Raw genomic sequence first — 24162 nt, 5'->3', positions numbered from 1 at the left:
CCCTATACCTTACTTGCGAGCTGGCTGCTCAGTTTTTTGAGCGTTTGATGGTTTTGCTTCAGATTTAGCTTCTGCCTTTGGCTTTTCAGCTAATTTTTCTTGTTTTTCTAGCAGCTGAGCCTGAAGCTGCTCACCTTGAGTTTTAATTTGTTTTTGAATAGTTTCTTTTAACTCGTCTTGTGTTTTTTGCTGCCCTTCAAGAAGAGATAAAACTTTGTCGAGTTTTTTGTCTAACGATTTGACATCAGATTTCAGCTTAGTTACATCTTTTTTCAAAGCAGATGCGCTTTCTTGCTGTGCTTCTAATTCATCAAAACGATCGTCAAATTGCTCTTCTAATAATTCTACTTTTTCTTCCACATTAATGACTAATGACGCAACGTTTGCTACATCTTCTTTTGTTGGTACATTTACTTGGTGCAGATAGCGCCCCGTTACTTCATTTACTGCTTGTTGATATTGAAGGTTCATATTTAGCACATTTCCCATGAGCTGGGAAAATTCTTCACGATTCATATTGTCCCCAATAACTTTACCCCAGTAAGATTCGGTTTTGTCATATACGTCTTTCCATGCTTGAAACGGATCAAATACTTTTTGCTGTTCCAAAACTCCATCTCCTTTCTTGTGTACGTTAAAAGTGATGGCTTTCAATATGGACACTTAATGTGACAAGCGACATATTAGAAGCTCTAAGTAAACGCAACCAATTTTGCGTTTATTTATTGGATAATGTAAATCTTTTCACAATTCACTTACCAACAAATTATAAATGTTATAAAAATTACCTACATGTACTATTATAAATACGTTTTCCGAAATAAACAATTCTAAATCTTTGTTTATTTTTGAATTTTTTTGACGCTTTTTGTCGAAATCCAAAAAATCGTTCTTTTTTCCTGTATTTGAAAGACCTGTTTTAAAGTGTTGACAATTTTTTCATCTAGGTGTAAATTACACATATGGAAAACAAATTCTCTTTTTTCGAAGGGGTGATTACCTTGGGATCAAGTGAAAAAGATAACACCTCTAATTCAAACAACTTAGAAAAATCGATTAGCGGTGCACCAAAAAACTTGATGGTTCCTTTTCTTCTTTTAAGTTTAAGAGGTTGGAATCTACATGGTTACAAGCTCATTCAGCAACTAATGAGCTTTGGATTCACATCAGTTGATCAGGGAAATGTCTACCGCACGCTGAGACAGCTTGAAAAAGACAACTTGATTACATCGCAATGGGATACGTCAGCTGAAGGACCTGCACGCCGGATTTATTCATTAACAGATGCCGGCGAACAATATTTAAGCATGTGGGCTAATTCACTTGAACAGTATCAAAACATGTTAGATTCATTTTTTCACATGTATACCGACATGTTGTTCCCTTTTAGCTCTTCTTCTTCTAAAAAGTCAAAAGAATCAAAAGAGGAAGAAAACGATTAAAGGGATTCACGCAGTACATCTGCGTTTCCTAATATAATGTTAAATTTCACGGTCAACCAGCGAGCGCGGAATGTTAGGTTTATCACACAACTACGAATTTCTTCTTTAACGTTTTGTTCATTACGATAACTGTTCGCCAGACCAAATTATTCAAGGAGGAATTTGATTATGTCAACAGTAAAGTATGATACAGTAATTGATGCAATGTGGGAACAATGGACAAAGGGGTTACAAAACATTGCAGAAGGAAACAAACAAATTGAGCAATGGACGTTAAAAGCACTTGAGCAACAGCAAGAATTTGTAACAAAAGCAGTTGAACAACTTCAAGCAACAGACAAACAATGGAAAGCTGAATTAGAAGATCTTCAACAAAAAACAGTTGAAAACTTACGTAAAACAGCTGGAAACGCTGTTGCCGATTCTTATGAAGAATGGACAAACCGCACGCATGAAGCATTAAATAAATTACAAGAGCTTTCTCTTAACCAAAGCAAATCAAGCTATTCTTTAGTAAAGCAAGCTCAAGAACAATATCATCAAGTAGTAACACAATTAGTAGAAGAGCAAAAGAAAACGCGCCAAGAATTCCAACACGTATCTGATGCATACGTAGAACAAGTAAAATCTCTTCAAAAGTCATTTGCTCAGTCTCTTGAGCAATATGCAGTTGTAAAATAATATATAAAAAAGCCCAGCTTCTTTGAAAGCTGGGCTTTTTTATACTTTCTTGCAAACCATTACCAGTATGCAAAATAGGAAACAACAAATAATACAGGTACAGCAGTAAACTGCTGTACCACTAAAAAAGGAGATGACTAATCATGGCTAGAACAAATAAACTATTAACACCAGGTGTAGAACAATTTTTAGATCAATATAAGTATGAAATCGCTCAAGAATTTGGGGTAACTCTAGGTTCTGACACTGCTGCACGCAGCAACGGTTCAGTAGGCGGAGAAATCACAAAGCGCTTGGTGCAACAAGCTCAAGCTCACTTAAGCGGCAGCACACAAAAATAAAACATAATTTCATAACATGGCTAAAAAAGGCACCTGCGTGTGCCTTTTTCTTACATAATATAGTCTTTTAAATACACGTAGTCCCCCGCTAATATAATAACCATCGCGATAATATATTTACGGTTTCTTTCAATTGTTTTCCGGCTGACTTTCACATGTTTTTCAATCAAGCGAATAGGAAGCTGCCGCTTTAAAAACAGCTTATCTTTTAATTCTTTTTCCTTGACGATAAAGGATGCAACTTCCACTGCATTTCCCCTTGCATCCTTATGTTTAGGAGACGTGTTAATAATGTCTTCAAGAGTTAATTTAAACAATTTTAGCGTCTGACAAAAATAAGTCATTTCCTCTTGAATATATGAAGTTTCACTTTGCCTCTTATAGTTAGAAAGCGATATATCCCTTTCTACCTTACCTTGAATAAAACCTTCATTTTCAATTCGGTTATAGAGCAGCGTTTGATTTCTCTTTTCTTTTCGAATATAGTCAATTACTCTTCTTTTAATAATAAGTTCCGCAAATGCAAGAAGGGATCTGCCTTTTTGGATTGTGTAATTTTCAATGGCTTCATTAAATGCAATCAGACCAATGCTAAATTCATCGTCAGCTTCACTTATATAACGTTTACATACAGCTGAAACAACTTTAGCAATAAACGGTTTATATTGTTGAATCATTTCGTTATGTAATTGTTTATCCCCTTGCTGAATCGTCAGTACAAGCGTTTCAAGCGATGGAGGCGTTTGAACTTTTGTGAGCATTGGCTTCACCTCTTTTACTATACTCAATTACTTTATACCATGTTAATATCCATTCTTTTGATGACGAACAGGGTTTAGAAGCGCTCTGCTCCTCTTAATTTCCCTTTATTATAACCCATAATAGCTCAATTTTACCAATTAACATACATTTGAAATATATGTTTATAAACTGAAATAAACTTCATTGAACTGAATTACTCACGGATGCTTCTGTTCTCTACAGAATATGAACGAAAAAGCAAAACATTCGGATATAAAGTAATTAAACAGTAGTTAGTTCTTTTACCCTTTATCTAAACAATCTAAACTAGGCATTTTGTCTCAATAATAAAAAACGCGCCTTCAATTAGCATTGAAGGTACGTTTTTTATTATTGATTTTCAATTTTTTTTAACGATTCTTTTTCTTTCTCTGAGCCTTCAAGATCAGTTTGTTCTTTATTTTTAGATAGAAACCAGCCTGAAGCTGCTATGGCAAGTAACACAATCCAAAACGTAATTTTCCACACTTTTGATTCAGGGAAATGTTCATTAATAATACCTAACTCCGGATGAGCAAGGGTATAAACCGCTAACTTAACCCCTACCCACCCTACAATAGCAAAAGCCGCCGTTTCTAGGCCTGGGCGCGTATTTAATAGCTTGACGAACCAAGTTGCAGCAAAACGCATAATAATTAATCCCATAATTCCTCCGGCGAAAATCACCAAGAATTGTCCCCCATCGAGTCCGCCAATTTGAGGAAGATCTGTTGTTGGCAATGTAACGGCGAGAGCCACAGCGGCCAAAATTGAATCAACGGCAAAAGCAATGTCTGCTATTTCTACTTTTAAAACCGTCATCCAGAAACTTGAGCCCTTTTTCTCGTCTGCTTCTTTCACTTTTTCATGATCGTCTTTTTTCACATATCGCTTCACAATATGATTAATGGAAATGAACAACAAGTAAATGGCTCCTATAGCTTGAAGCTGCCATACGTCGACTAAAAATGAAATCAAGAACAATGAACCAAATCTAAAAATAAAGGCACCGGCTAGTCCGTAAAATAATGCCTTCTTACGTTTTTCTTCCGGTAAATGTTTGACCATAATGGCCATCACAAGAGCATTATCCGCCGCCAAAATTCCTTCTAATGCAACCAGAACTAGCAATACCCATCCATACTCTAACAAAAGCGATGCATCCATAAAAATCCCCTCTCGTTTCTTTATATAAGTTTATTTATCCTCATTACCGGAATAAAACACAAAAAGACCTTTGCCAAATATGGCAAAGGTCTTGCTAAGCATAATCATTATGCCAACAAAGCCGATGGAATACTCCATGTAATGACGACTTTGTTTCAGGTTTCCCTGACGCTACTCCCCTTTACTCCGTAAGAAGTAAATGTATTAAGTTGTTTTTATTTTATAAAAGGTTCACTAATAAGTCAATTAAAAGCCCTCTAAACTTTTGTTAAGCTTTTGTTAAGCGTTTTAATACATTCAAAAACGTTGAAATATGAATAGGCTTTGTTACGTATTCACTAAAGCCGACTAAAAAAGCTTGATCAATATCGCTTTGCATCGCGCTTGCACTCAGGGCGACTCGCGGAATATGCTTCAATTCTTTTTCTAGCTGCAGCTGTGTGCATACCTCAAAACCATTCATATCAGGCAGATCAATATCAATTAAGATCATATCCGGTGAAATGGACCTGATTAGCCCGATGCCGTTTTCTCCTGTTTTGGCAACTAAAAGCTTAACGTTTTTATATGGAGAAAGAATCGATTGCATAAGCTCAATATTTGTATCGTTATCCTCAATATATACAATTGATGTCGGCATGGAAAAACCTAAAAACGGCTCGGCTTCTCCTTCACTGGATAATCGTTTAGGAACAGGTGGATGTACTAAGGGAAAACGCACCCAAAATGTACTGCCTTTTCCTTCTTCACTTCGCACTCCGCACGTACCATTCATTAATACAACAAGCTGCTTTACAAGCGCCAATCCAATCCCTGTTCCGTCTTTTTCTAGTCTATTTACACGGTAGAAAGGCTCAAAAATCCGATTCAATTCTGAAGCTGGAATTCCAAAGCCCCTATCTTCAATCAATATGGTTACGTGATGCTGAGTGATCTCGGTATAGATAGTGATATCGCGATAAGCGGGCGAATATTTAATGGCGTTTGTAAGCAGATTTAATAAGATCTGCTGAAACCGAAGTTCATCTACTTCAACAAAGACTTCTTGGTATGCATGAAAGCGAGTATAAAGTATACTATGCTTATCTTTTGCTAATGGTTTCATAATTTTAAGCGCGTCTTCAATCGCCTCTTTTACCGACACCGGTTCAAGGTTAATCGCTAAGTGACCTGATTCAATTTTCGATAAATCAAGCGTTTCATTTATCAAATAAAGAAGATGATTACCTGCTTTTAAAATTTTTCGTATACGATTCAATTGTTTTTCTGTTAAATCTTTTTCCCCTTGCTCTTCCAATATCTGTGCATAACCTAAAATACTGTTTAAAGGCGTACGAAGCTCATGGCTTACTTTTGATAAAAATTCAGACTTGGCTTGATTTGCTTTTTCAGCTTCTTCTTTTGCTATAATCATTTGCTGATTAGAATGAAGCAAATCTTGTTCTTGTTCCTGCTGTTTTGTAATATCATAAAACGTGACAACTACGCCTTTATAATATTTGCTTTCTTGAAGAGGTTCAGCATTCACCGAAAGCCAAGTCAACTTTTTCTCATTTAAATAAATGCCCATAACTGTATTTCGCACAGGCTCTTTTGTACGAAGACATCGAACAGATGGAATGTCTTCCAGTGCAAAAGGTGTGCCGTCAGGATGAATGATTTCCCAGTCTAAACCAAACGGGTTAACCGATAATATTTGGTCATAAGGCACGTTTAAGATTTTAGCAGCGTACGCATTAGCAGCAATTAAGTTTCCTTCAAGATCATGAAACACAACCCCTTCTGACATCGTAGAAAGAACGGAGCGATACATGCTTTCACTTTTAGCTAGCTTTTCTCTTGCTTCGTGAAGATCGGTAACATCTACTATAGAACCAATAACTTCTTTTACTTCTCCTTTGTAAATATGAGGTATTAACTTCGTATAGTAAGCAAAATCGTTCAAAAGTACTTCATACGATACCTTCTCTCCCGCCCATGCTTTCTCATAGTACTCCTTATTTTCTTTTGCGTAGGATTCAGGTAAAAATTCTTCAAGTGTTTTACCGACAACATCTATTTCCTCATATCCCATTTCACGAATCATTTTGCCTTCGCACATGGTATGAATATACCCTTCATCGTTTTTCACAAATTTAAAAATAGCGCCATCTTGCTGTGAAAGCGTGCGTTTTAAATCTTCTTGTAAATCCAGAAGCTGCTGTTGCGCCTTTTTTCGGTCTGTCACATCTTTGGCAATGACGTAACTGCCTTTAATTTGACCATGAACAATAATAGGCATTTGCGTTACTTCAACATATACAGGCTGATTATCTTTGCGAATGAGCGTTGCCTCATAATAAACAGAGTCTCCGTTCAGGGATTTCCACATATATTCTTCAGCTTTTTCAGCTTCTCTAAACATATAGGGAAACGGAATTTTCTCCATTTGATGCAACGTGTATCCTGTTAGTTCTATTCCTTTTGGATTAATCGTTTGAATATTGCCGTACAAATCAACCGCACACACAATATTGGGATTGTAGTTAAAAAGAGATTGATAATACTCTTCTTTTAGTTGACTATCCCTCACTTCTTCCTGGCGCTTAAAAGCAGCAACGAGCAAAAAGACAATGAGTAGCGTAATCGTGATACTTGCAATCATATTGGAAAATGGCGCTTGATAAGGCAGCCACTGGCCCCATCTTCTGACAACTGAGTGTTCAATATGCAGCTTCATTCCATACATACTGATGAAATGCATAGCTGAAATTCCAATGCCCAGCAAAATAGAGCTAACAAGTTTGAGAAACGGATTAGCTTTCACGCTTTTCGAACGAAAAAACAAGTGCATCGCATAAAATGCAACGACCAGGGCGATGATGATGGAAAGCAAAACAGATAGCACGGCATAATGGATGTGTGCTTCTGTTTCGATTGCTGCCATGGCGATATAATGTGTACCCAGAATACTGCTTCCCAAAATGAGCCCTGACCATACCGACGTGCCCCATTTCCAAAATGTCCAAAACGCACCTAGTGATCCGCTAATCGCTATTATTAAAGCAATGACAGAAAGTACAGCATTAAAATGAAAGCTAACAGGCACATAATAAGCAAGCATCGCAATATAGTGCATCGCCCCCACTCCAATTCCCATTGAAGCCGCTGACAGTGTAAGCCATAAATAATTGTTCCGCTGTTTTTTCATCATTTTACTCATAATATCAAGTGCTGTATAAGAGGCAAGAATTCCTACAATGACAGCAAGAAATACGGTAAATTCATTATAGTGACCAGTAATTGAAATCATTTTCTTTCCTTTCACTTCAACGTTACTTCTTCTATCTAACTCTCCTCATAAGAACTATATTACGATCATTTATTCCGAAAGCAGACACATGAAATAGACGAAACTTACATAAGCTTCGTCCTTTCATCAGCATAGCTATTTTAGAAGCAGCAGCATCTCTTAATTCATCATTAACTGATGCAGCTGTTTTTGAACGTCTTGTATTTTTAATTTTGAGATATGAGCATATTCATCAATTTCTAAGAAATAAACAAGATATGTTTCGTTTTTTGGTGTGATGTGCGAAACTTTCTGTAAATTCACGATATAAGAACGGTGTGTTTGACTAAATACAGAAGGGTTCAAATACGTATAGATATCACTAATATTTTCATATGTCTCATAGACACGTGATTGAGTATAGATCAAGCATTTTTTTCCGGATTTTTCGATAAAAATAATTTGATCAATTGGAATGTAGTAAGTAGATCCATTAAATTTTACAGGCAGTCTTTTTAATTGCTCACCTGGCTTTTTTGACTGATTTCTATCAATTCCAATGGAGTTTTTTGCCCGCTCTAACGCCATATAAAGCCTTGTTTTTTCAATCGGTTTTACAATGTAATCCAATGCTGACAACTCAAATGCCTTCACCGCAAATTCATCATAACCAGTGATAAAAATGAAGTTTAAATTCGGCTTAATGCGCAGGCACTTTTTTATTGCATCTACACCGTTAATCGTAGGCATATTAATGTCGACGAGCAAAAGGTCTGGACTCTTAGCCATCACTTCCTGTACAAGCTGCTCTCCGTCTTTACAGATGCTAATCACTTCAAATTCCGGAAGCTGTTCTATAAAATAATCTAAAATTTCAACCGAATCTTCGTTATCATCGGCAATAATTAAGTTAATTTTGTTCATCCTGACTCCCCCTAGGATACAATGTTAAAGTATAGTACGAACTATTGCCCATTCTGGTTTATGCATGTCTACACATAGTTATAGTGTTTTTATGTTGAGATGAATGATCTACACGGACGCTAATCGTTAATGGAACGCACAACGATTGTTCATGGGGAATATTGCAATAATTGTAGGTTTTCTAGAAGAAGACATAAAAACCGTTTATCTATTATCATTTATTTTCCTAACAATGATTTAATACCCTTTTTATAATCTGTAAATCAGCATGCCAAAATCTTTATTTAACATTTTCGATAAAGGCGGCACGCTCTTTCACTCATACTTTTATTAATTTTTTACTTTTTTTCAAGGTAATTACTTGCATAATGTCCTTAATAACCTTGACTTTGTGATTTCATCCAGAAGAATTTATGTATTTTTTATTCATTTTATTATAAAAATTTTAGCATACAAAGTTATGAACTTACATATGTATTCCGAACTAGTTCCCTTTAAAACTATGATTATTATACCATTTCATAGTATAAATCACATATAGTTAAACGTGAAGACTTTCCATTTCTTTAAGTGTTCCAAGCTATTTATTTGTAAAATAAATAGCTTCATTCCTCTATAACGGCTACATAACCTAATTAACCAGCTATTATTTGTAAAAAAACAGGCCTAAAGTTATAACCCGGCCTGTTTTGCATTCATTTCTTATTTTTCATTTTTTACAATTTGCTGTGCTTGTTTCGATACAAAGAAGCGATTCTTTTTATCCTGTACCACTACGCTGTCCATTTGAATTTCTCTTCCATTTACAATAGCAATATTTTTATTTACTGGGAAACGCACCGTTCGCTTATTGTTTGTAACAACCAGCACAGGGTTGTTTTTGTCTTTTGAGTCAACCGCTACCTTTGAGCCTTTAAAAGCTTTATTCGCTTCAATAAATAATTCATTTGTTAACTCATTTAAGTTAATATTCATTGATTTAGCCATATGTTTGGCAATATCCGTATTATCAAAGTGCCCCGTTGGTCGATTTACGCCGTATGAATACAGAAATACATCCTCACCCGTATGACCGCCTGTTGTGAATCCAAGGTTTGCTCGGCTGGCTAATAACTTCGATAGTGTAGCACTGATTTCTTTTTTATCTCTTGTTTTAGTCAGCTGCGCTTTTTCCTCTGAAGTTAGATTTGATAAACCATACAAAGCAGCTACTTCTTCTTTATTTGATAAATCTTCTTTTAATTTAGACATAGCACCTTCTAACGTCATTTTTGCTTTTTTTAATGGATCAATATAAGCAGAAACAGGTGTGGTATCGTATCCTTTTGTTGTATTTGCATTACCAATTGAAAGACCGCTGTTTCCGTGATCGGCAATCGCAATAACCATCGTATTTCCATCTTTTTTAGCGAACTCTACTGCTTTGCCCACTGCTTCATCAAACGCTAGTACATCGCTAATCATTCCTATTGGATCATTTGCATGAGCTGCCCAATCGGTTTTGCTTCCTTCAACAAATAAGAAAAAACCGTCTTTATCTTTGGATAGTGTTGTTATTGCTTTATTTGTCATCTGGGACAACTTTGGCTGTTCTGCTTTTGTCTGCGGTCGGTCCATATCATAGGCTAAGTCTCTGTCGGCGAAGCTCCCCCAGATTTTTTTGGCGCGTGACTGCTCTAATTCCTTTTTATTTTCTACAAAGTCATATCCTCTTTTATTCAATACATTGACTAAGTCTTCACCGTCTTTCCGGCTTTTTTCTTCTTTTCCTGGAAGAAGAGATTGCTTACCTCCTCCAAGCACTACATCAATGTTTTGATACACTTGCTGCTCTGCTAGCGTTTGAAAATCATCACGGCTATAGTTGTGGGCTGAAAAACCAGCTGGTGTGGCGTGCTGGATTTCAGAAGTAGCCACAATTCCTGTCGCGCGCCCTGAAAGCTTTGCTCCTTCTAGAACATTTGCTACGGGACGAAATTGATTTTCTTTTTCTACGGATTTAACCCCAGGTGTATTCACTACTGAAGGAAGCACACCTACATAACCTGAATTTGATTTATTTCCTGTTGCTAAAGCAGTAGCTGCCGGAGCGGAATCTGTAATAGCAGATTCTGCCGAATACGCACGTACTCCCCCGGCCATCAGCTGATCCATATGTAACGGTTTTCCCTTGTACCATCTTGCGAGTGTAGTAGCATTTGAACTCGTCCCGTCCATTACCATCATAATGACATTTTGAGGTTTCTTAGCTGACTTATGCTCCACTTTTGCTTCCGTTTGAATAAGTGAGTTTCCTACACCAAACGAGGCCAATGCTACTGCTCCTGCCAGTGTAATACCTGCTAATTTTTTCTTCATATAAATGTACCCGCTCCTTTATTTAATTGTCTTCGACATGTCTAAAGTTACCATTCAAACGTAAACCCACTGTTTATCTGCTGTAAAAGAGTGTAAAGTTTGTCTTTATATTCTTCCTTTCTTCTTAAGAAAAAATAGTCGAATAAAAAGGAAGTACATGAACAAACTACCAGTAATAGAAAGTCAAGCGAGGGGCACGGTTATGTTTAAACATTTATTTAAAAGAAAAAATGCAGACGATCAGCCCAAAAAATCATTGGATGAACTGATTAACCAATTCAAAAAATCAAGTGATTTTACAACATTAGCCATTGGCTCGCAGCACCGAAAATACATCATTACTTATTTTAAACAGCTCGTAAACATGCAAAGTGTTGAAGATAAAATACTTGAGCCTTTTCAAAAACTAGACTTCACGTTAAGCAGTATATATGAAGTTGAAAATGTTCTGCCGATTGAAGATATTTCAGTCACAAAAGATACAAAAGAAATTTTAGAAAAGATGCTGCGCGGCTATGTGATGTTTCAACTGCATAAAGACGATAAGCTAGTAGCTCTTATTAAAGTTCAAAGCTTTGATACGGGGTTTCGAAAAGAAAACGAAACAGAAAATGAGTTCAGCGTCGTTGGTCCTAAAATTGGTTTTGTAGAGGATTTAGATGTCAATCTCTATTTAATGAGAAAAACGGTCATTTCCGAAAACCTTATTTTTAAAGAACTCACCGTAGGAAATAAATCGAAAACGCGCGTGGTGCTTGTTTACTTAGAAGGCGTAACGAACCCTCAGCACGTAGACACCATGACCCAGCGCCTTGAAGATATAGATTTCGATGTCATTTTTGATAGTACAATGCTTGATCAATTAATTTCCGATAATTCTTCTACGGCGTTTCCGCTTTTTTTAACAACAGAGCGGATTGATCGAGTCTTGTTTAGTCTGTTAAACGGGCAAGTTGCCTTCTTTTCGAGTGGTTCACCCTACGCAGTTACGGGACCTTCAACATTGCTTGACTTCTTTATTTCACCTGAAGACTACTATTTACCGTGGGTTCTAGGGTCATTTTTCCGGGTTATTCGTATTTTGGGCGTCTTTTTCTCTATTTTTGCTACGCCTCTTTATGTAGCCATTGTTACGTATCATTATGAGATGCTTCCAAAAGATTTGCTGGGTCCTATTATTTTTTCAAGGACAAACGTTCCTTTTCCACCGGTCATCGAAGTACTTTTTTTAGAAATCACCATTGAACTGCTTCGAGAAGCTGGAGCCAGGCTTCCAACAAAAGTAGGTCAAACGCTGGGAATCGTAGGCGGGATTGTTATTGGGCAAGCAACAGTCGAAGCGGCGTTAACAAGCAATATTTTGCTTATTATTGTTTCACTGACAGCTTTAGCTTCTTTTACAACGCCTATTTTTAAAATGTCTAATACCATCCGGTTATTACGTTTTCCGTTTATTTTGTTTGCTACTGCGTTTGGTTTAGTCGGCATCACCTTTGGCTTTTGCTTCTTGCTGGTTCACTTGCTTCGTTTAAAATCTTTGGGCATGCCTTATCTTGTTCCGCTTTTTCCGTTTCGTCCAACAGAGTATAGGGATACCTTTCTGCGATTGCCCTATAGTCATACAGCAAAGCGTCCAAGTTACTTGCGTCCTTTAGAACGCTTTCGCTATAACCCTAATAAAGCGAATAAGACTAGACGAAAAAGTAATTTAGATAATGAGTAAAGCGGGGAAACGTTATGAAGAGAATACTTATTTTATGCACTTGCCTTACTTTCTTAACGAGCTGTGCAGACCGTGAAACGATTGACGAAATTCAAGTAGTTAACTCCATAGGATATGATTATATTCCTCAAAGCAATAAAGTCAGAGGAACCATTTTATACCCTATCTATAAATACGGCCCAACGGAAGAGCCAAGTATCATTGCGGCTACTGCTAATTCATCGTTTGATATTCCACTTCGCTTAAACAATAAATCATCTCTTCCGGTCGCTTTTGGGCAGTTAAGGAGCATCGTCATGGGAAAAGAATTTGCAACACATGGCGTGGAAGAATTAGTAAACACAATTGCTAGAAATCCAGACCTTGGACGTAATATTAAATTAAGCATTGTAGATGGCAACGCACATGAATTATTGAGTTCCGTTACCAAAAAGAAAATTAAGGACTATCAGTTTATTTCTAATTTAATTGAACAAAATATCCGCACAGAAAATTTACCTAACACCAATTTACAAATTTTTTTATTTAGTTTTTTTAGTGACGACCGCGACCCGTACCTTCCTGTTTTAGCTCAGGAAAAGGATGCCATTAAGTTAAAGGGCCTGGCGCTATTTAAAGAACAAAAAGTCGTTACAACTATCGGAATGAAAGAAACGTTTTTATTTAAGCTGCTAACAAGCGGAACAAAGCACGGCCGCTACTCAGTAAAAATTAAAGAGAGTGACCGTAAGGGCGAGATCATTCTTCAAAACTTGCGCACCAAAACAAAGTATGAAATTAAAGGAAATCATCAACATCCAAGTATTGTTGCACACTTAACTGTCGACGGCCTTGTAAAAGAGTTTCCCGGATGGATAGATTTAACAGACCCGGCTAGTATTAAAATGGTTGAAAAAATGCTTCAAAAAGATATTGAAAAAGATGGGGATGCCTTTATTAAGAAGCTTCAGCAGCACAAAATCGATCCCATTTGTTTTACAGATTATGTTCGAAGTAAAACACGCGGGTTTAACAGTGAAAAATTCAAATCGCAATATCCGGATATGAATATTGAAGTAAAATCTCGCGTTCATCTTATTCAAACCGGTATTAGCAACTAGGAGGAAGAAAAGATGCACAATACAATTAAAGAAGAAAATCAAGTTTCCCCTTCTTTTCTTTTTTTCTTAGTTCACTCTACTCAGATTGGCGTTGGAATACTAGGATTTCAGCGTTATATTATTAAAGGTGCCGGATATGAAGCATGGATATCTATCATCCTTGCAGCGATCAGCACCTGTATTTTATTGGCAATGATTTTTAATATTTTAACCCGTGAAAACAGCGATATTATTGATATTCACCGGCTATATTTTGGAAAATACCTTGGAGGGGCTTTAACCCTTGCCGCTTCCATTTATTATTTTATCTTTGCATTAACGATTTACCGAACATATGTAGAGATTTTGCAAATATGGATGTTTCCACAGTTAGAAACATGGGTGGTATCACTTGTATACCTGCCTATTATTTACTACACAGTTTCCGGTGGATTTCGTGTGATTACTGGAATTGCCTTTTTTGGAATCATGCTTCCCTTGCCGCTCGTATTTGCCTTACTCTATCCGTTAAAGTATGGGCACCTTAATAATTTATTTCCTTTATTTGACCACACAATATGGGAATTTTTAATTTCAACTAAAATGATGACCTTTGAGAATTTGGGATTTGAATCCGTGCTTTTTTTCTATCCATTTATAAAAAATGGCGCTACTAGTCAGAAGTGGGGGCAATATGGCGTTTTGTTCAGTACTTTTTTATATTTGTGCACAGCATTAGTGTCATTTGCTTACTTTAGTCAAGGACAGTTAGGCCATACCATCTGGCCAACTTTAACAATGGCTAAAATTATTGAAATCCCATTTTTACAGCGTTTTGAATATATTTTAATTTCTCTGTGGCTTTTAGTCGTTCTTCCTACTATTGCTGTCAGCGTATGGTGTACAATTCGTGGATTTAGTAAAACATTTAATAAGCCGCCTACGATTTTTCTCATATTAGTTCTTATTGCTCTTCTTGGCTTTTCTATTTTCTTTGATGATAGAGAAACCATCGATCAGCTTAATACACGATTATCCATGACCGGCTTTTACTTTATTTATGGCTACATTCCTTTCCTTTTTCTCTATAGCCTTATTCGAGCCAAAATAAAACAAAAGAAAGCACAAAAAGAAGAGCGTGAGCCAACTTTAAGTTGAATCACGCTCTTTCTTTCATATTATTTTATTTGTTAAATAAAACAGCGTATTCCCCGTATCCTTCTTTTTCTAAATCTTCCTTCGGAACAAAGCGAAGAGCCGCTGAGTTGATGCAGTAGCGCAAGCCGCCTGCATCTTGTGGACCATCATCAAATAAATGGCCTAAATGAGAGTTAGCCGTTTTGCTGCGTACTTCTGTACGAACCATATTATGACTAACGTCCATGTTTTCTTTTACTTCATCTTTATTAATCGCTTTTGTGAAAGACGGCCATCCGCATCCGGCATCATATTTATCAGTTGAACTAAACAACGGCTCTCCTGATACGATATCTACATAAATACCATCTTCTGTATGGTCCCAAAATTCATTGCGAAACGGAGGTTCCGTTGCGTCATTTTGAGTAACTTCATATTGAATAGGCGTTAATGTCGTTTTCAGCTGCTCGTCGCGTCCAAAGTCTTTCCAGTTTTCTTTAATAAAACGATCACGTCCAGACCCGCGTCGATACATAGCATAGCGGAATTTATTTTTCTTATAGTAACCTTGATGGTATTCTTCCGCTTCATAAAACGGTTTTGCCGGTAGAATTTGTGTAGCAATCGGCTCAGAAAAACGGCCGCTTGTTTCTAATTGTTGCTTAGATTCTTCAGCTAGTGTCTTTTGGTGTTCATTGTGATAAAAAATAGCTGTTCGATATGAATCTCCTCGATCCGCAAATTGTCCGCCTGCATCCGTTGGATCAATTTGAGGCCAGTATAGTTCTAAAAGCTTTTCATATGGAAAAACTTCTGGGTCAAATGTAATTTGGACCGCTTCATAATGGCCCGTTGTTTCTGAGCATACTTCTTTGTACGTCGGGTTCTCTTTGTGACCGCCTGTATAGCCAGATACAACTTTTATAATGCCTGGCTGTTCGTCAAATGGCTTCACCATACACCAAAAACAGCCTCCGGCAAAAGTTGCTACTTCATATTGTTCTGTCAAAAAGATGACCTCCTTCATGTGTTCTTTCTATTATTATACGCTGATTTTATGTTCTCACCAACTAACTTGCCTTTTATACTCTTTGCGTTTTAAAACAAAAAAATAATCAGTGAAGCTCATACTCACTGATTATTCTTCCGTATTTAAAGCGCTTTATTTTTGATCGCCTTTAATTTTGTGAAACAGTTTATTTACCGTTTCAATTTCTTTATCTGTAAAGTGCTCAAAACGCTCAAGGAAATAGGCTCGTTTCTTCTCTTGAATAGCATTAAAAATATCCTGTCCTTCCTCGGTCAGTTCAATATCAATAATACGCCGATCGTTTTCAGACCGTTTGCGTGCAATGTAGCCTTTTGATAAAAGCAAGTCGGTTACTGCCGTAATGTGGCTTGCTGACACTTGAAGATACTTTGATAAATCAGTTGATCGCTGCCTGCCGGAATCAACCAGCATACGAAGCACCATAAATTCATTTGTTGATAGCTCTGAATTGTATACTTCATTAATTTCTTGGCGAAGCTGTCTGAACACAAAGCGAAACAGCGTCTCCATTTCTTGAACGAGCTCTTCTCTTTTTTTCACTTGTCACTCTCCTTAACGCTATCACATGATAACGAATATGTATTTACGAAAGTATTTCACTTTCTTAACTTAATTAGTTTTATCAAATTACTAAGCGTTTCGTCAACTATTATTGAGATTTTTTTCCACAAACCTGTACGAATTGATGTATTTTTCATAAAATTCCATAAAAAAGCGATTTACCGTTATGGTAAATCGCTGCTAGTAGCTAAAAATACCGGTTAAAAAGCTTCTCCATCTAGGAACAGGCTTTTTGGCTTTTAAGCTATCTTCACTTTTTAACTGACTTTCAAGTTCAACTACTCGATTTTCTAATTTCGTAATAACTTTATTTAATCGATCGATTTCTGAACGATGCTCTAAAATTTGAAACGTCACTACTTCTCCTGCTTTTTCTTCTGTACGCTTTTCATTTTCAATCAGCCTTAAAAAAAGCTGATCAAGCTGCTTTTGCATGTCTTGCGCACGTTCATCAGATATAACGACTTCCTCTTTTTCTACTACTTTTTCTACCACTTTGACGACGGCTTGACGATTGCGGTTTTTTTGAAACTTTCTAAGTGCTTCAACATTTTCTTCTGTAAACTCACAGTGTCCCGACTCATTTCTCTCTAGCTCGATATCGGCTATTTTAACCCATTTTAATACCGTACTTGGATGTATTCCCAGCGACTTTGCCACATCTACCGTTTTCATCGTCATGTTCCATCCCTCCATTTTTTTCATTTACTAGCCATTTCGAGAGAAATTTTTAAATCCCTTCATACGTGACAAAACTAGTATGAATTCGTCAAAGAAAGTGGACGTTCAACAAATGAAGAAAATGATGTCATTATTGCTTAGAAAAACTCGTACAATCCTTCTGCAAAATAACAAAATTCGTGCTGTGAAATCCCCTTGCCGTATCCATTAAAAAAAGCCGAGCGTTCTTTACCTGTGAAAATTCCGTCTTCAAAGCGCACAGCAAGCGCCATATCATAACGAGCGTCTCCCCAAGTTCCTCCGCTCCAGTCAATAACAGCTGTTATCCGACCGTCGTGCACAAGTACATTATCAATCGTGTAGTCTCCGTGAATAAGCACCTCTTGTTTGCATATCATGTTTTGCTTCTGCAGTTGTTTTAGCAGCTGTTGATTTCCGTCTACCTTATAGTGGATTAAATTGTACTCTGCCTCTTGCAGCATTCGGTGGATCCACAGCTGCTTACTCACTAATTGTTCTGGACACTTCGCATCGTGAATACGAGCAAGAAGACGCCCCATTTCATAGACAATGTACTCGCGCTTTTTTTCATTATCTTCTTTCTCTAAATACTCTCTTACCGTCTTTCCTTCAAAAAATTCTAGCAGCAGCCAGCTTTGTTCTGCTGTTTGAACAAACTTGTAAGCTCTCGGGCTTTGAAAATCTGTCAGTGCTTGTATATTCTTTAATACATAATATTCCTTATATAACCATTTTCTGTACTTTTCCCCTTTTGTCCGCTTTAAAACATACCTTCCTTTAGCGGTATGAAGGATACCAACATCCGACGTACATCCCTGCTTTGGAAACGTCACTTTTTCGATTTGTTTCACATACTTTTTTATAGAGTCAGGAATTTCTTCTACTATAATAGGAATAGGCTGCAACTGTCTCACTCTCCTTTCTTTCTACATTCTCTTTTGATTGCTCTTTCCCTACAAAAAGGATAAGAGACATAACGAAATCACTTTAATCTAGAAACAAACAAATGTGGTAAATGAGCTGTTATGAAGCGCTTGTTACGCCGCTGTTGATTTCCGTGCAAGACTTCGCTTTCCGCGGGCGGCCGGTGAGCCTCCTCGTCGCTTCCGCTACAGCGGGTTCTCACCTGTTCCGCTTTTCCCGCAGGAGTCTCCGTCTTTCCCTCCAATCAACAGCTAGAAGCAGCTAACTACATACTTGAAACATACGTTCACCATTCCAATAAAAAAATCCGAACGATTACTCGTTCGGACCTTCCTTCAACTAAACTACTTTTGCCCAGTCTCTTAACCTTTACCAAGCACCCAGCGGCTTTTCGTAAACATCGTATAACCAATCGTAAATAAAACAATAATGCAAACCGACAAGCTGCCTATTGTATAAGTAAGACTTTGCATGTCATAGACGCCGTAGAGAAGCTGTTTCATGAGTGCAAATACGTTATAAATAGGAATTAAAAAGACATTGGACTGCAGCTCGTTTACGGATTTTCCCATCAGTAAAAAGCATGGCAGTATCGCTACTGTAACAATTTGCGATGTATAGCTTTGCGCTTCTTTAACGGAACTTGCTAAGAGACTAAAGATACAAAGAATTAGCCCTGCTAATAAGGCAAACAAAGTGATAGCCACTAGTAATGAAGCGCTAAAAGCAATGAGATGATTATTTAGGTTCAAGGCATCATTTAACGTCACGGTAAAGTAGCGTACAAAAAGCACAAATGAAATAGTAGAAAGCACTCCGCTTAAGACCCCAAATGTAGAAATAGTGAACCACTTCCCTATTAGTAAATGTAGTCTTTTAATAGGAGCCATGAGTAGAGCTTCCATCGTTTTTCGCTCTTTTTCTCCTGCAAAAATATCATTAGCGGAAGGTACAATACCTCCTAACACCCCTATAGCAATAATCATAGGAGCATAAATTGCCACCATAATTAATGAACTATTATCTTTATTTGAAAGGCTTTGTTCCTTGACATAGAAGGGCTGAATCGTTTGATCATTAATATTTAATTGTGTTAAACGTTCTTTTATAATGCCGTCCCTCTGTTTATTTAATATAGCTGTAACGTACTCTGTTGTATGTGAAGATTCTACGCTATCTGGACTTGTATAAATCATTACGTCCGGCGATTGCATATGGAGAATTTTATCAGAAAATTTCTTATCAACCTTTAAAGCTACTGATGCTTTGCCTTTTTCTACTGTTTGAAGTGGATCTTCGCTTTCCACAACTTGAAGGTTTCTATCTTCCTTTAACCATTCCACTACACTTGTATCTGAGCCTTTCTCAACAGCTATGGACATACCATCAGGTTGATTACTAGACATCATTCTATCTACAAAAAACAGCATCCCTATATTTAACAGAATCGGAATCAACACGCTAAAGATAATCGTTTTGCGATCTCGCAAACAATCAATTAACTCTTTTTTATAAATATGCCAAATCATATTAAGCCCCCCTCACGATACGCGACATAAAGATGTAGTTTAAATCTGTGCTTTCCTCTTCTTTATACAGCTGTTCGTTTGTTCCTTGATAAATCATTTTCCCTTTATGAATCATGATGATAGACTGACACAGCATCTCCACTTCTTCCATAATGTGACTGGAAAAAATAATCGTTTTCCCTTCTCTTTGCAGACTTTTAATAAGCTCACGAAACATGTTTGCCGATGTAATATCTAATCCTGTAGTCGGCTCATCAAATAGGATAACGTCCGGGTTATGGAGAATAGTGCGTGCAATGGCTACTTTTTGACGCATTCCTTTTGAAAAGCCTCCGACGCGGCGATCCAAGTAGTCTTTCATTCCAAAACGTTTGGCCAGTTCCTCAACCCTTATCTTTGTTTCATGTTTGCTCATGCCATAAAACTTGGCAAAATAAGCTAAGTTTTCACGAGCGGTCAAACGGTCGTATAAGCCTGTTTCACCGCCAAAAAGCACGCCAATTCTTTGTTTTATTTTATCGGGCTGTTTATGAATGTTAATTCCGTGAATGAACATATTACCTTCCGATGGTTCAAGTACAGTCGACAGCATACGTAAAAGAGTTGTTTTCCCTGCTCCATTTTCACCTAATAGCCCTACAATTTCTCCTTGTGCGATGGTTACATGAATATCTTGAACAGCTGCAATTGTTTGCTTTTTCTCTTTAAAATATTTCGTAACACCTTTGATTTCAATCATATCCGCTCTCCCCTTTTACTGTGATTGACTATATCTTAGCTTATTTTTCATACAGCATCTTCCATCTTGTCATAAAGAGGGTTTTTTATGTCGCGAAACGTCCTTTCCATCTTGAAAATAATGGTAAAATAGTGTGGTAATATCCAATAGAATGAAACAAAGAGGGTTTTTATTTATGAAGGTAGGATTAGTGGACGATCATTCATATGATTTAGAGAAATTGAGGATTTCTTTAGAAAGAGAAGATGATATAGACATACTTTTTTCGACTAGCAGCGCAGAGGAAGCTTATAACAAAATTAAAAAAAATGAAATTGATTTATTAATTACAGATATTGAAATGCCAAAGCTATCAGGTTATGAGCTTGCAGACTTTATCAATGCTTACGCACTTGATATTCAAGTCATCTTTGTCACTGGGCACAGCGGCTTTGCCGTTCATGCATTTGAACTCAACGTTTTAGACTACATTATGAAGCCTTATTCTAAAGAGCGTCTGTTAAAAGGCATTCAGCGTTTTCATCAAAAAAAACAATCAACTGACACAAGAGATAAGCTTATTTTAAAACAAAAAACCGAAATGCAGGTGCTGAACAAACAAGATATTATATTTGCAGAACGAACGGGTCGCTCTACCACAATCATAACGACAAATGGAGAGTTTAGTACCTATCAATCATTAAACGAAATTGAAAAAGAATTAACAGGGAGTCATTTTCTAAGGTCTCATCGAGCTTTTATCGTCAACATTTCCTATATTCAAAATTTCTCCCTGTATACTAAGCACTCCTACTCAGTGATGTTTCAAAGCACCGAAAAAACAGCTTTAATCACGAAAACAAATTTAGACATCTTGCAAAAAGAATACTTTTAAAGGAGGGACTATCTAAAATGAAACTATTTTACATACTAGTTTTACTAACTGTTTTCGTGCTCCTCTTTTTTAAAGACCTGCCTGTTAGTTTACATCTCCTACTTAGTTCTTTTATAATTGGTTCATTTTTTATATGGAGAAAGAAATATCAAACGGCTCCTTTAATAAATATAAAAAAAGCAATCGTAATCACGATCACGTCTTTTTTCCTGCTTTTATTTAGCCTATCTTCACCTTTTAGTATTGGCTTAACCGTTATCGCAATGATTGGTTACATGACCGACATGTTTTCTTCTTGTCAACAATACATATTTGTAACCAACCGGGAAAGCAGTGCTTCGCGTGAAATTCAAAAGAACAATGAGCTTTTTCAAGCGTTAAGGGCTGAAAGACATGATTTTATCAAACATGTCAGTGCCGTATCCTATCTTCTAGAAACAAATCAAAGACAGCAGGCACAAGAGTACATTCAAGATTACGTTGAAGCTTTGAATGATACACATTCATATATTCAAGGTGAACATTCGCACGTCGCTTCTGTTGTACATCAATGCAAGAATCAAGCACATACGTGGGGAATACATATGAATGTTCAATTAGATTCACCGTTATCACAGCTGCCTTTAAAGCACCTTGACCAAATGAATCTCATCATGAATTTACTGCATAATGCTTTAGAAGCCGCTCATTCTTCTGAGAAAAAAGAGATAACTGTTTCGAGTATGATTCGAAGTGGCATTTACATTTTAGAAGTCAGCAATTCTACCGCTCCTTTATCACGAGAGCGTCAAGATCACTTGTTTACTTCTTTTCATGTTACAGAAAAGAAAGAACGCCACGAAGGCCTTGGCACGTGGATCATTTCTGAACTTGTTTCCAACTACCACGGACGCTTGGAATATACGTATCACGATTTAACTCTTTCCATTAAAATAAAATTTCCGATAGTCGTTGCCTCAAAACAAGCAACATAGCCGCTGTAGCCCAAGCGGCTTTTTTTCGTATGAGCCTCTTCGATACGCACACACTATAAAAAGCACCGAAAATAAGAAATATTTCACACTTGTTTTAGCTCTTTTATCGTCACTTTTTTAGTTTTTGATTTTTTATATGCAAATCTATTGCATTTCAAGTAAAAAACGAATATTATATATCATGTTGCTTTTAATGTTCGTTATTTTTGGAGGTTACTTATGTTTAAGTTAAAAGAATATAACACGGATGCTAAAACGGAGATTTTAGCTGGTATTACAACGTTTTTAACCATGATTTATATCGTCATTGTGAACCCAGTTATTTTGTCCAGCGCCGGCGTTCCTTTTGATCAAGTATTTACAGCTACTATTATTTCAGCAGTCGTAGCTACGCTATGGATGGCTCTTGCAGCTAACTATCCAATCGCTATTGCTCCCGGTATGGGAATGAATGCATACTTTGCTGCTTTAGTTGTTGGTTCAAATGGAAGCATCGACTATGCTACTGCTTTTTCAGCTGTATTCGTAGCAGGTATTATCTTTATCATCCTATCGTTAACATCGTTTCGTGAAAAATTAATTGAAGCTATTCCAAACAATTTAAAGCACGCGATTAGTGCTGGTATCGGTTTATTTATTGCTTTTATCGGGCTTCGTTCAGCAGGTATTATTGTTGCAAATAAATCAAATTTAATTGGACTTGGTGATTTGCAGTCTGAAAAAGTAGTTTTAACACTGATTGGACTTGCGATTACAATCATTTTATATACGCTAAATGTAAACGGCGCTTTATTCTTCGGTATGATTATTACGGGATTAATTGCTTTCTTTAGAGGACAGCTTTCATTTGATAAAGGTTTGTTTGCTTCTCCTCACCTTCCAGACGGCTTAATGATTTCAAATCCTTTTGCTGCTTTTGGAGATGTTATTCATCATGATTTGTACACAGTTGTTTTTTCTTTCTTACTTGTTACAATTTTTGATACAACAGGTACAATGGTAGGAGTAGCTCAACAGGCCGGTCTTATGAAAGGTAATAAGATGCCTCGCGTACGTCAAGCATTGCTTGCTGACTCATTTGGTACAACGATTGGAGCTTTATTTGGTACAAGCCCAACAACAGCTTACGTTGAATCTTCATCTGGTGTAGCAGCAGGCGGACGTACAGGTCTAACGGGTGTGACGGTAGCCATTTTATTTATTGTTGCAGCGTTCTTTAGTCCGGTTGTAAGCTCGGTTTCTGGCGTAGCAGCTATTACTTCACCTGCATTAATTATTGTCGGAAGCTTGATGATGGGCGCTGTAGCTAAAATTAATTGGAATGACTTTGATGAAGCGTTCCCTGCCTTTTTAGTTGTTCTAGCGATGCCTCTTACATCAAGTATTGCCACAGGAATTGCGCTTGGTTTCATTTCTTATCCGTTAATGAAGCTGGTAAAAGGAAAAGGCAAACAAGTCCATCCGCTTGTGTATGTCTTTGCTGTTTTATTTCTCTATCAGCTCATCTTTTTACCGCATTAAAAAAGCTTGGAGATTCGTCTCCAAGCTTTTTTTATTGAAAGTGATTGTTATTTTCTTTTGTTTGATAAAGATAATTTTCCACATAGATTTGTTCTGCATCAGAAGCATTCTTTATTCCTTCTTCTGGATCTAACTCGATACTTCTCTTTTTAGCTATATAATCCACTAGCGCCCCAAACCCTAAAAGACCGCCTATGATCCCAGCAAATACAATCCATATTGGCAATCGCTTCACGTCCTTTTTCTTTTAATTGTATCATTCTCAGCACAACAGGTAAATATTAACATAGTTATCCATTTGTAAATAAAACGCTTTTTACCAAATATACGTAAAAAACTTCTTTGTATTTGGTATACTAAACTCACGGCATGTTCTACAGAGAA

22 protein-coding genes and 1 riboswitch are annotated in these 24162 nt (G+C 36.9%); of the genes, 9 read left to right on the top strand and 13 right to left on the bottom strand.

Going from position 1 to position 24162, the window contains the following annotated elements; genetic code table 11:
• Positions 1-9 precede the first annotated feature (9 nt).
• The gene (gene phaR, locus JNUCC25_RS06210; protein WP_013055937.1) at positions 10-609 is read right to left on the bottom strand and encodes a polyhydroxyalkanoic acid synthase subunit PhaR; all 600 of its coding nucleotides are present in this window, start codon (positions 607-609) and stop codon (positions 10-12) included.
• Between the two features lie 353 nt (positions 610-962).
• Between phaR and phaQ the strand changes: the two genes are divergently transcribed.
• The 3 genes from phaQ (at position 963) to JNUCC25_RS06195 (ending at position 2464) form a co-directional block, all read left to right on the top strand.
• A complete protein-coding gene (phaQ, locus tag JNUCC25_RS06205; RefSeq protein ID WP_013082201.1) occupies positions 963-1442 on the top strand; it encodes a poly-beta-hydroxybutyrate-responsive repressor in 480 nt (159 codons plus the stop codon).
• Between the two features lie 168 nt (positions 1443-1610).
• Positions 1611-2123, top strand: a complete 513-nt coding sequence (gene phaP / locus JNUCC25_RS06200; RefSeq protein WP_013055934.1) for a polyhydroxyalkanoic acid inclusion protein PhaP — start codon at positions 1611-1613, stop codon at positions 2121-2123.
• A gap of 143 nt (positions 2124-2266) precedes the next feature.
• Positions 2267-2464 carry an alpha/beta-type small acid-soluble spore protein gene (locus tag JNUCC25_RS06195; protein ID WP_013055933.1) on the top strand — a complete coding sequence of 66 codons (198 nt, stop codon included), beginning with the start codon at positions 2267-2269 and terminating at the stop codon, positions 2462-2464.
• 50 nt (positions 2465-2514) lie between these two features.
• Here JNUCC25_RS06195 and sigI read toward each other — a convergent pair whose 3' ends face one another.
• The 5 genes from sigI to JNUCC25_RS06170 form a co-directional block, all read right to left on the bottom strand.
• On the bottom strand, positions 2515-3225 hold the full coding sequence (gene sigI, locus JNUCC25_RS06190) for an RNA polymerase sigma factor SigI (RefSeq protein ID WP_013055932.1): 711 nt from the start codon (positions 3223-3225) through the stop codon (positions 2515-2517).
• A gap of 370 nt (positions 3226-3595) precedes the next feature.
• Positions 3596-4411, bottom strand: coding sequence for a TerC family protein (locus JNUCC25_RS06185; RefSeq protein ID WP_013055931.1), 816 nt, complete (start codon positions 4409-4411; stop codon positions 3596-3598).
• Between the two features lie 96 nt (positions 4412-4507).
• Positions 4508-4603: riboswitch (yybP-ykoY riboswitch) on the bottom strand.
• A 76-nt stretch (positions 4604-4679) separates the two neighbouring features.
• Complete coding sequence (locus JNUCC25_RS06180) at positions 4680-7718, bottom strand: PAS domain S-box protein (RefSeq protein WP_064471462.1); 3039 nt, start codon at positions 7716-7718, stop codon at positions 4680-4682.
• Positions 7719-7862: 144 nt separating this feature from the next.
• Entirely contained in the window at positions 7863-8606 is a 744-nt protein-coding gene (locus JNUCC25_RS06175; protein WP_013055929.1) for a LytR/AlgR family response regulator transcription factor, read from the bottom strand.
• A gap of 702 nt (positions 8607-9308) precedes the next feature.
• Positions 9309-10964: an alkaline phosphatase gene (locus tag JNUCC25_RS06170; protein WP_035439404.1), complete on the bottom strand. Its 1656-nt coding sequence runs from the start codon at positions 10962-10964 to the stop codon at positions 9309-9311.
• 202 nt (positions 10965-11166) lie between these two features.
• On the opposite strand from JNUCC25_RS06170, the gene JNUCC25_RS06165 reads away from it, so the two are divergent.
• Genes JNUCC25_RS06165 through JNUCC25_RS06155 form a run of 3 tightly spaced genes read left to right on the top strand, consistent with a single transcriptional unit; the run spans position 11167 to position 14924 of the window.
• A complete protein-coding gene (locus JNUCC25_RS06165; RefSeq protein WP_029325067.1) occupies positions 11167-12687 on the top strand; it encodes a spore germination protein in 1521 nt (506 codons plus the stop codon).
• A 14-nt stretch (positions 12688-12701) separates the two neighbouring features.
• Positions 12702-13787: a Ger(x)C family spore germination protein gene (locus JNUCC25_RS06160; protein ID WP_029325066.1), complete on the top strand. Its 1086-nt coding sequence runs from the start codon at positions 12702-12704 to the stop codon at positions 13785-13787.
• A 12-nt stretch (positions 13788-13799) separates the two neighbouring features.
• Entirely contained in the window at positions 13800-14924 is a 1125-nt protein-coding gene (locus tag JNUCC25_RS06155) for a GerAB/ArcD/ProY family transporter (protein ID WP_029325065.1), read from the top strand.
• 25 nt (positions 14925-14949) lie between these two features.
• Here the strand turns inward: JNUCC25_RS06155 and msrA are convergent, their stop codons facing one another.
• The 6 genes from msrA to JNUCC25_RS06125 all read right to left on the bottom strand — a co-directional run bounded on the left by msrA (position 14950) and on the right by JNUCC25_RS06125 (position 20409).
• Complete coding sequence (msrA, locus tag JNUCC25_RS06150) at positions 14950-15912, bottom strand: peptide-methionine (S)-S-oxide reductase MsrA (RefSeq protein ID WP_078081593.1); 963 nt, start codon at positions 15910-15912, stop codon at positions 14950-14952.
• A 153-nt stretch (positions 15913-16065) separates the two neighbouring features.
• Positions 16066-16494 (bottom strand): MarR family winged helix-turn-helix transcriptional regulator, encoded by a 429-nt coding sequence (locus tag JNUCC25_RS06145; protein WP_013055923.1) that lies wholly within the window; start codon positions 16492-16494, stop codon positions 16066-16068.
• A gap of 201 nt (positions 16495-16695) precedes the next feature.
• Entirely contained in the window at positions 16696-17196 is a 501-nt protein-coding gene (locus JNUCC25_RS06140; protein ID WP_064471460.1) for a MerR family transcriptional regulator, read from the bottom strand.
• A 137-nt stretch (positions 17197-17333) separates the two neighbouring features.
• A complete protein-coding gene (locus JNUCC25_RS06135; protein ID WP_257205670.1) occupies positions 17334-18131 on the bottom strand; it encodes a phosphotransferase family protein in 798 nt (265 codons plus the stop codon).
• 372 nt (positions 18132-18503) lie between these two features.
• A complete protein-coding gene (locus tag JNUCC25_RS06130; protein ID WP_064471459.1) occupies positions 18504-19670 on the bottom strand; it encodes an ABC transporter permease in 1167 nt (388 codons plus the stop codon).
• A gap of 1 nt (position 19671) precedes the next feature.
• Positions 19672-20409: an ABC transporter ATP-binding protein gene (locus JNUCC25_RS06125; protein ID WP_013055919.1), complete on the bottom strand. Its 738-nt coding sequence runs from the start codon at positions 20407-20409 to the stop codon at positions 19672-19674.
• 175 nt (positions 20410-20584) lie between these two features.
• On the opposite strand from JNUCC25_RS06125, the gene JNUCC25_RS06120 reads away from it, so the two are divergent.
• The 3 genes from JNUCC25_RS06120 (at position 20585) to JNUCC25_RS06110 (ending at position 23778) form a co-directional block, all read left to right on the top strand.
• A complete protein-coding gene (locus tag JNUCC25_RS06120; RefSeq protein ID WP_029325060.1) occupies positions 20585-21283 on the top strand; it encodes a LytR/AlgR family response regulator transcription factor in 699 nt (232 codons plus the stop codon).
• A gap of 17 nt (positions 21284-21300) precedes the next feature.
• Positions 21301-22257: a sensor histidine kinase gene (locus JNUCC25_RS06115; RefSeq protein ID WP_140456684.1), complete on the top strand. Its 957-nt coding sequence runs from the start codon at positions 21301-21303 to the stop codon at positions 22255-22257.
• A 219-nt stretch (positions 22258-22476) separates the two neighbouring features.
• Positions 22477-23778, top strand: a complete 1302-nt coding sequence (locus tag JNUCC25_RS06110) for an NCS2 family permease (RefSeq protein ID WP_013055916.1) — start codon at positions 22477-22479, stop codon at positions 23776-23778.
• Between the two features lie 31 nt (positions 23779-23809).
• Here the strand turns inward: JNUCC25_RS06110 and JNUCC25_RS06105 are convergent, their stop codons facing one another.
• Positions 23810-24004, bottom strand: coding sequence for a hypothetical protein (locus tag JNUCC25_RS06105; protein WP_013082184.1), 195 nt, complete (start codon positions 24002-24004; stop codon positions 23810-23812).
• Between the last annotated feature and the right edge of the window lie 158 nt (positions 24005-24162).

The sequence above is a fragment of the Priestia sp. JNUCC 25 genome (genome assembly GCF_053667915.1).
Note: the sequence above shows the minus strand (reverse complement) of the source record. Positions and strands in the feature narration are given on the sequence as shown.

Coding starts and splice junctions, on each gene's coding strand:
- phaQ (WP_013082201.1), top strand. CDS start 963: ATGGAAAACAAATTCTCTTTTTTCGAAGGGGTGATTACCTTGGGATCA.
- phaP (WP_013055934.1), top strand. CDS start 1,611: ATGTCAACAGTAAAGTATGATACAGTAATTGATGCAATGTGGGAACAA.
- JNUCC25_RS06195 (WP_013055933.1), top strand. CDS start 2,267: ATGGCTAGAACAAATAAACTATTAACACCAGGTGTAGAACAATTTTTA.
- sigI (WP_013055932.1), bottom strand. CDS start 3,225: ATGCTCACAAAAGTTCAAACGCCTCCATCGCTTGAAACGCTTGTACTG.
- JNUCC25_RS06185 (WP_013055931.1), bottom strand. CDS start 4,411: ATGGATGCATCGCTTTTGTTAGAGTATGGATGGGTATTGCTAGTTCTG.
- JNUCC25_RS06175 (WP_013055929.1), bottom strand. CDS start 8,606: ATGAACAAAATTAACTTAATTATTGCCGATGATAACGAAGATTCGGTT.
- JNUCC25_RS06170 (WP_035439404.1), bottom strand. CDS start 10,964: ATGAAGAAAAAATTAGCAGGTATTACACTGGCAGGAGCAGTAGCATTG.
- JNUCC25_RS06165 (WP_029325067.1), top strand. CDS start 11,167: ATGTTTAAACATTTATTTAAAAGAAAAAATGCAGACGATCAGCCCAAA.
- JNUCC25_RS06160 (WP_029325066.1), top strand. CDS start 12,702: ATGAAGAGAATACTTATTTTATGCACTTGCCTTACTTTCTTAACGAGC.
- JNUCC25_RS06155 (WP_029325065.1), top strand. CDS start 13,800: ATGCACAATACAATTAAAGAAGAAAATCAAGTTTCCCCTTCTTTTCTT.
- JNUCC25_RS06140 (WP_064471460.1), bottom strand. CDS start 17,196: ATGACGATGAAAACGGTAGATGTGGCAAAGTCGCTGGGAATACATCCA.
- JNUCC25_RS06130 (WP_064471459.1), bottom strand. CDS start 19,670: ATGATTTGGCATATTTATAAAAAAGAGTTAATTGATTGTTTGCGAGAT.
- JNUCC25_RS06125 (WP_013055919.1), bottom strand. CDS start 20,409: ATGATTGAAATCAAAGGTGTTACGAAATATTTTAAAGAGAAAAAGCAA.
- JNUCC25_RS06120 (WP_029325060.1), top strand. CDS start 20,585: ATGAAGGTAGGATTAGTGGACGATCATTCATATGATTTAGAGAAATTG.
- JNUCC25_RS06115 (WP_140456684.1), top strand. CDS start 21,301: ATGAAACTATTTTACATACTAGTTTTACTAACTGTTTTCGTGCTCCTC.
- JNUCC25_RS06110 (WP_013055916.1), top strand. CDS start 22,477: ATGTTTAAGTTAAAAGAATATAACACGGATGCTAAAACGGAGATTTTA.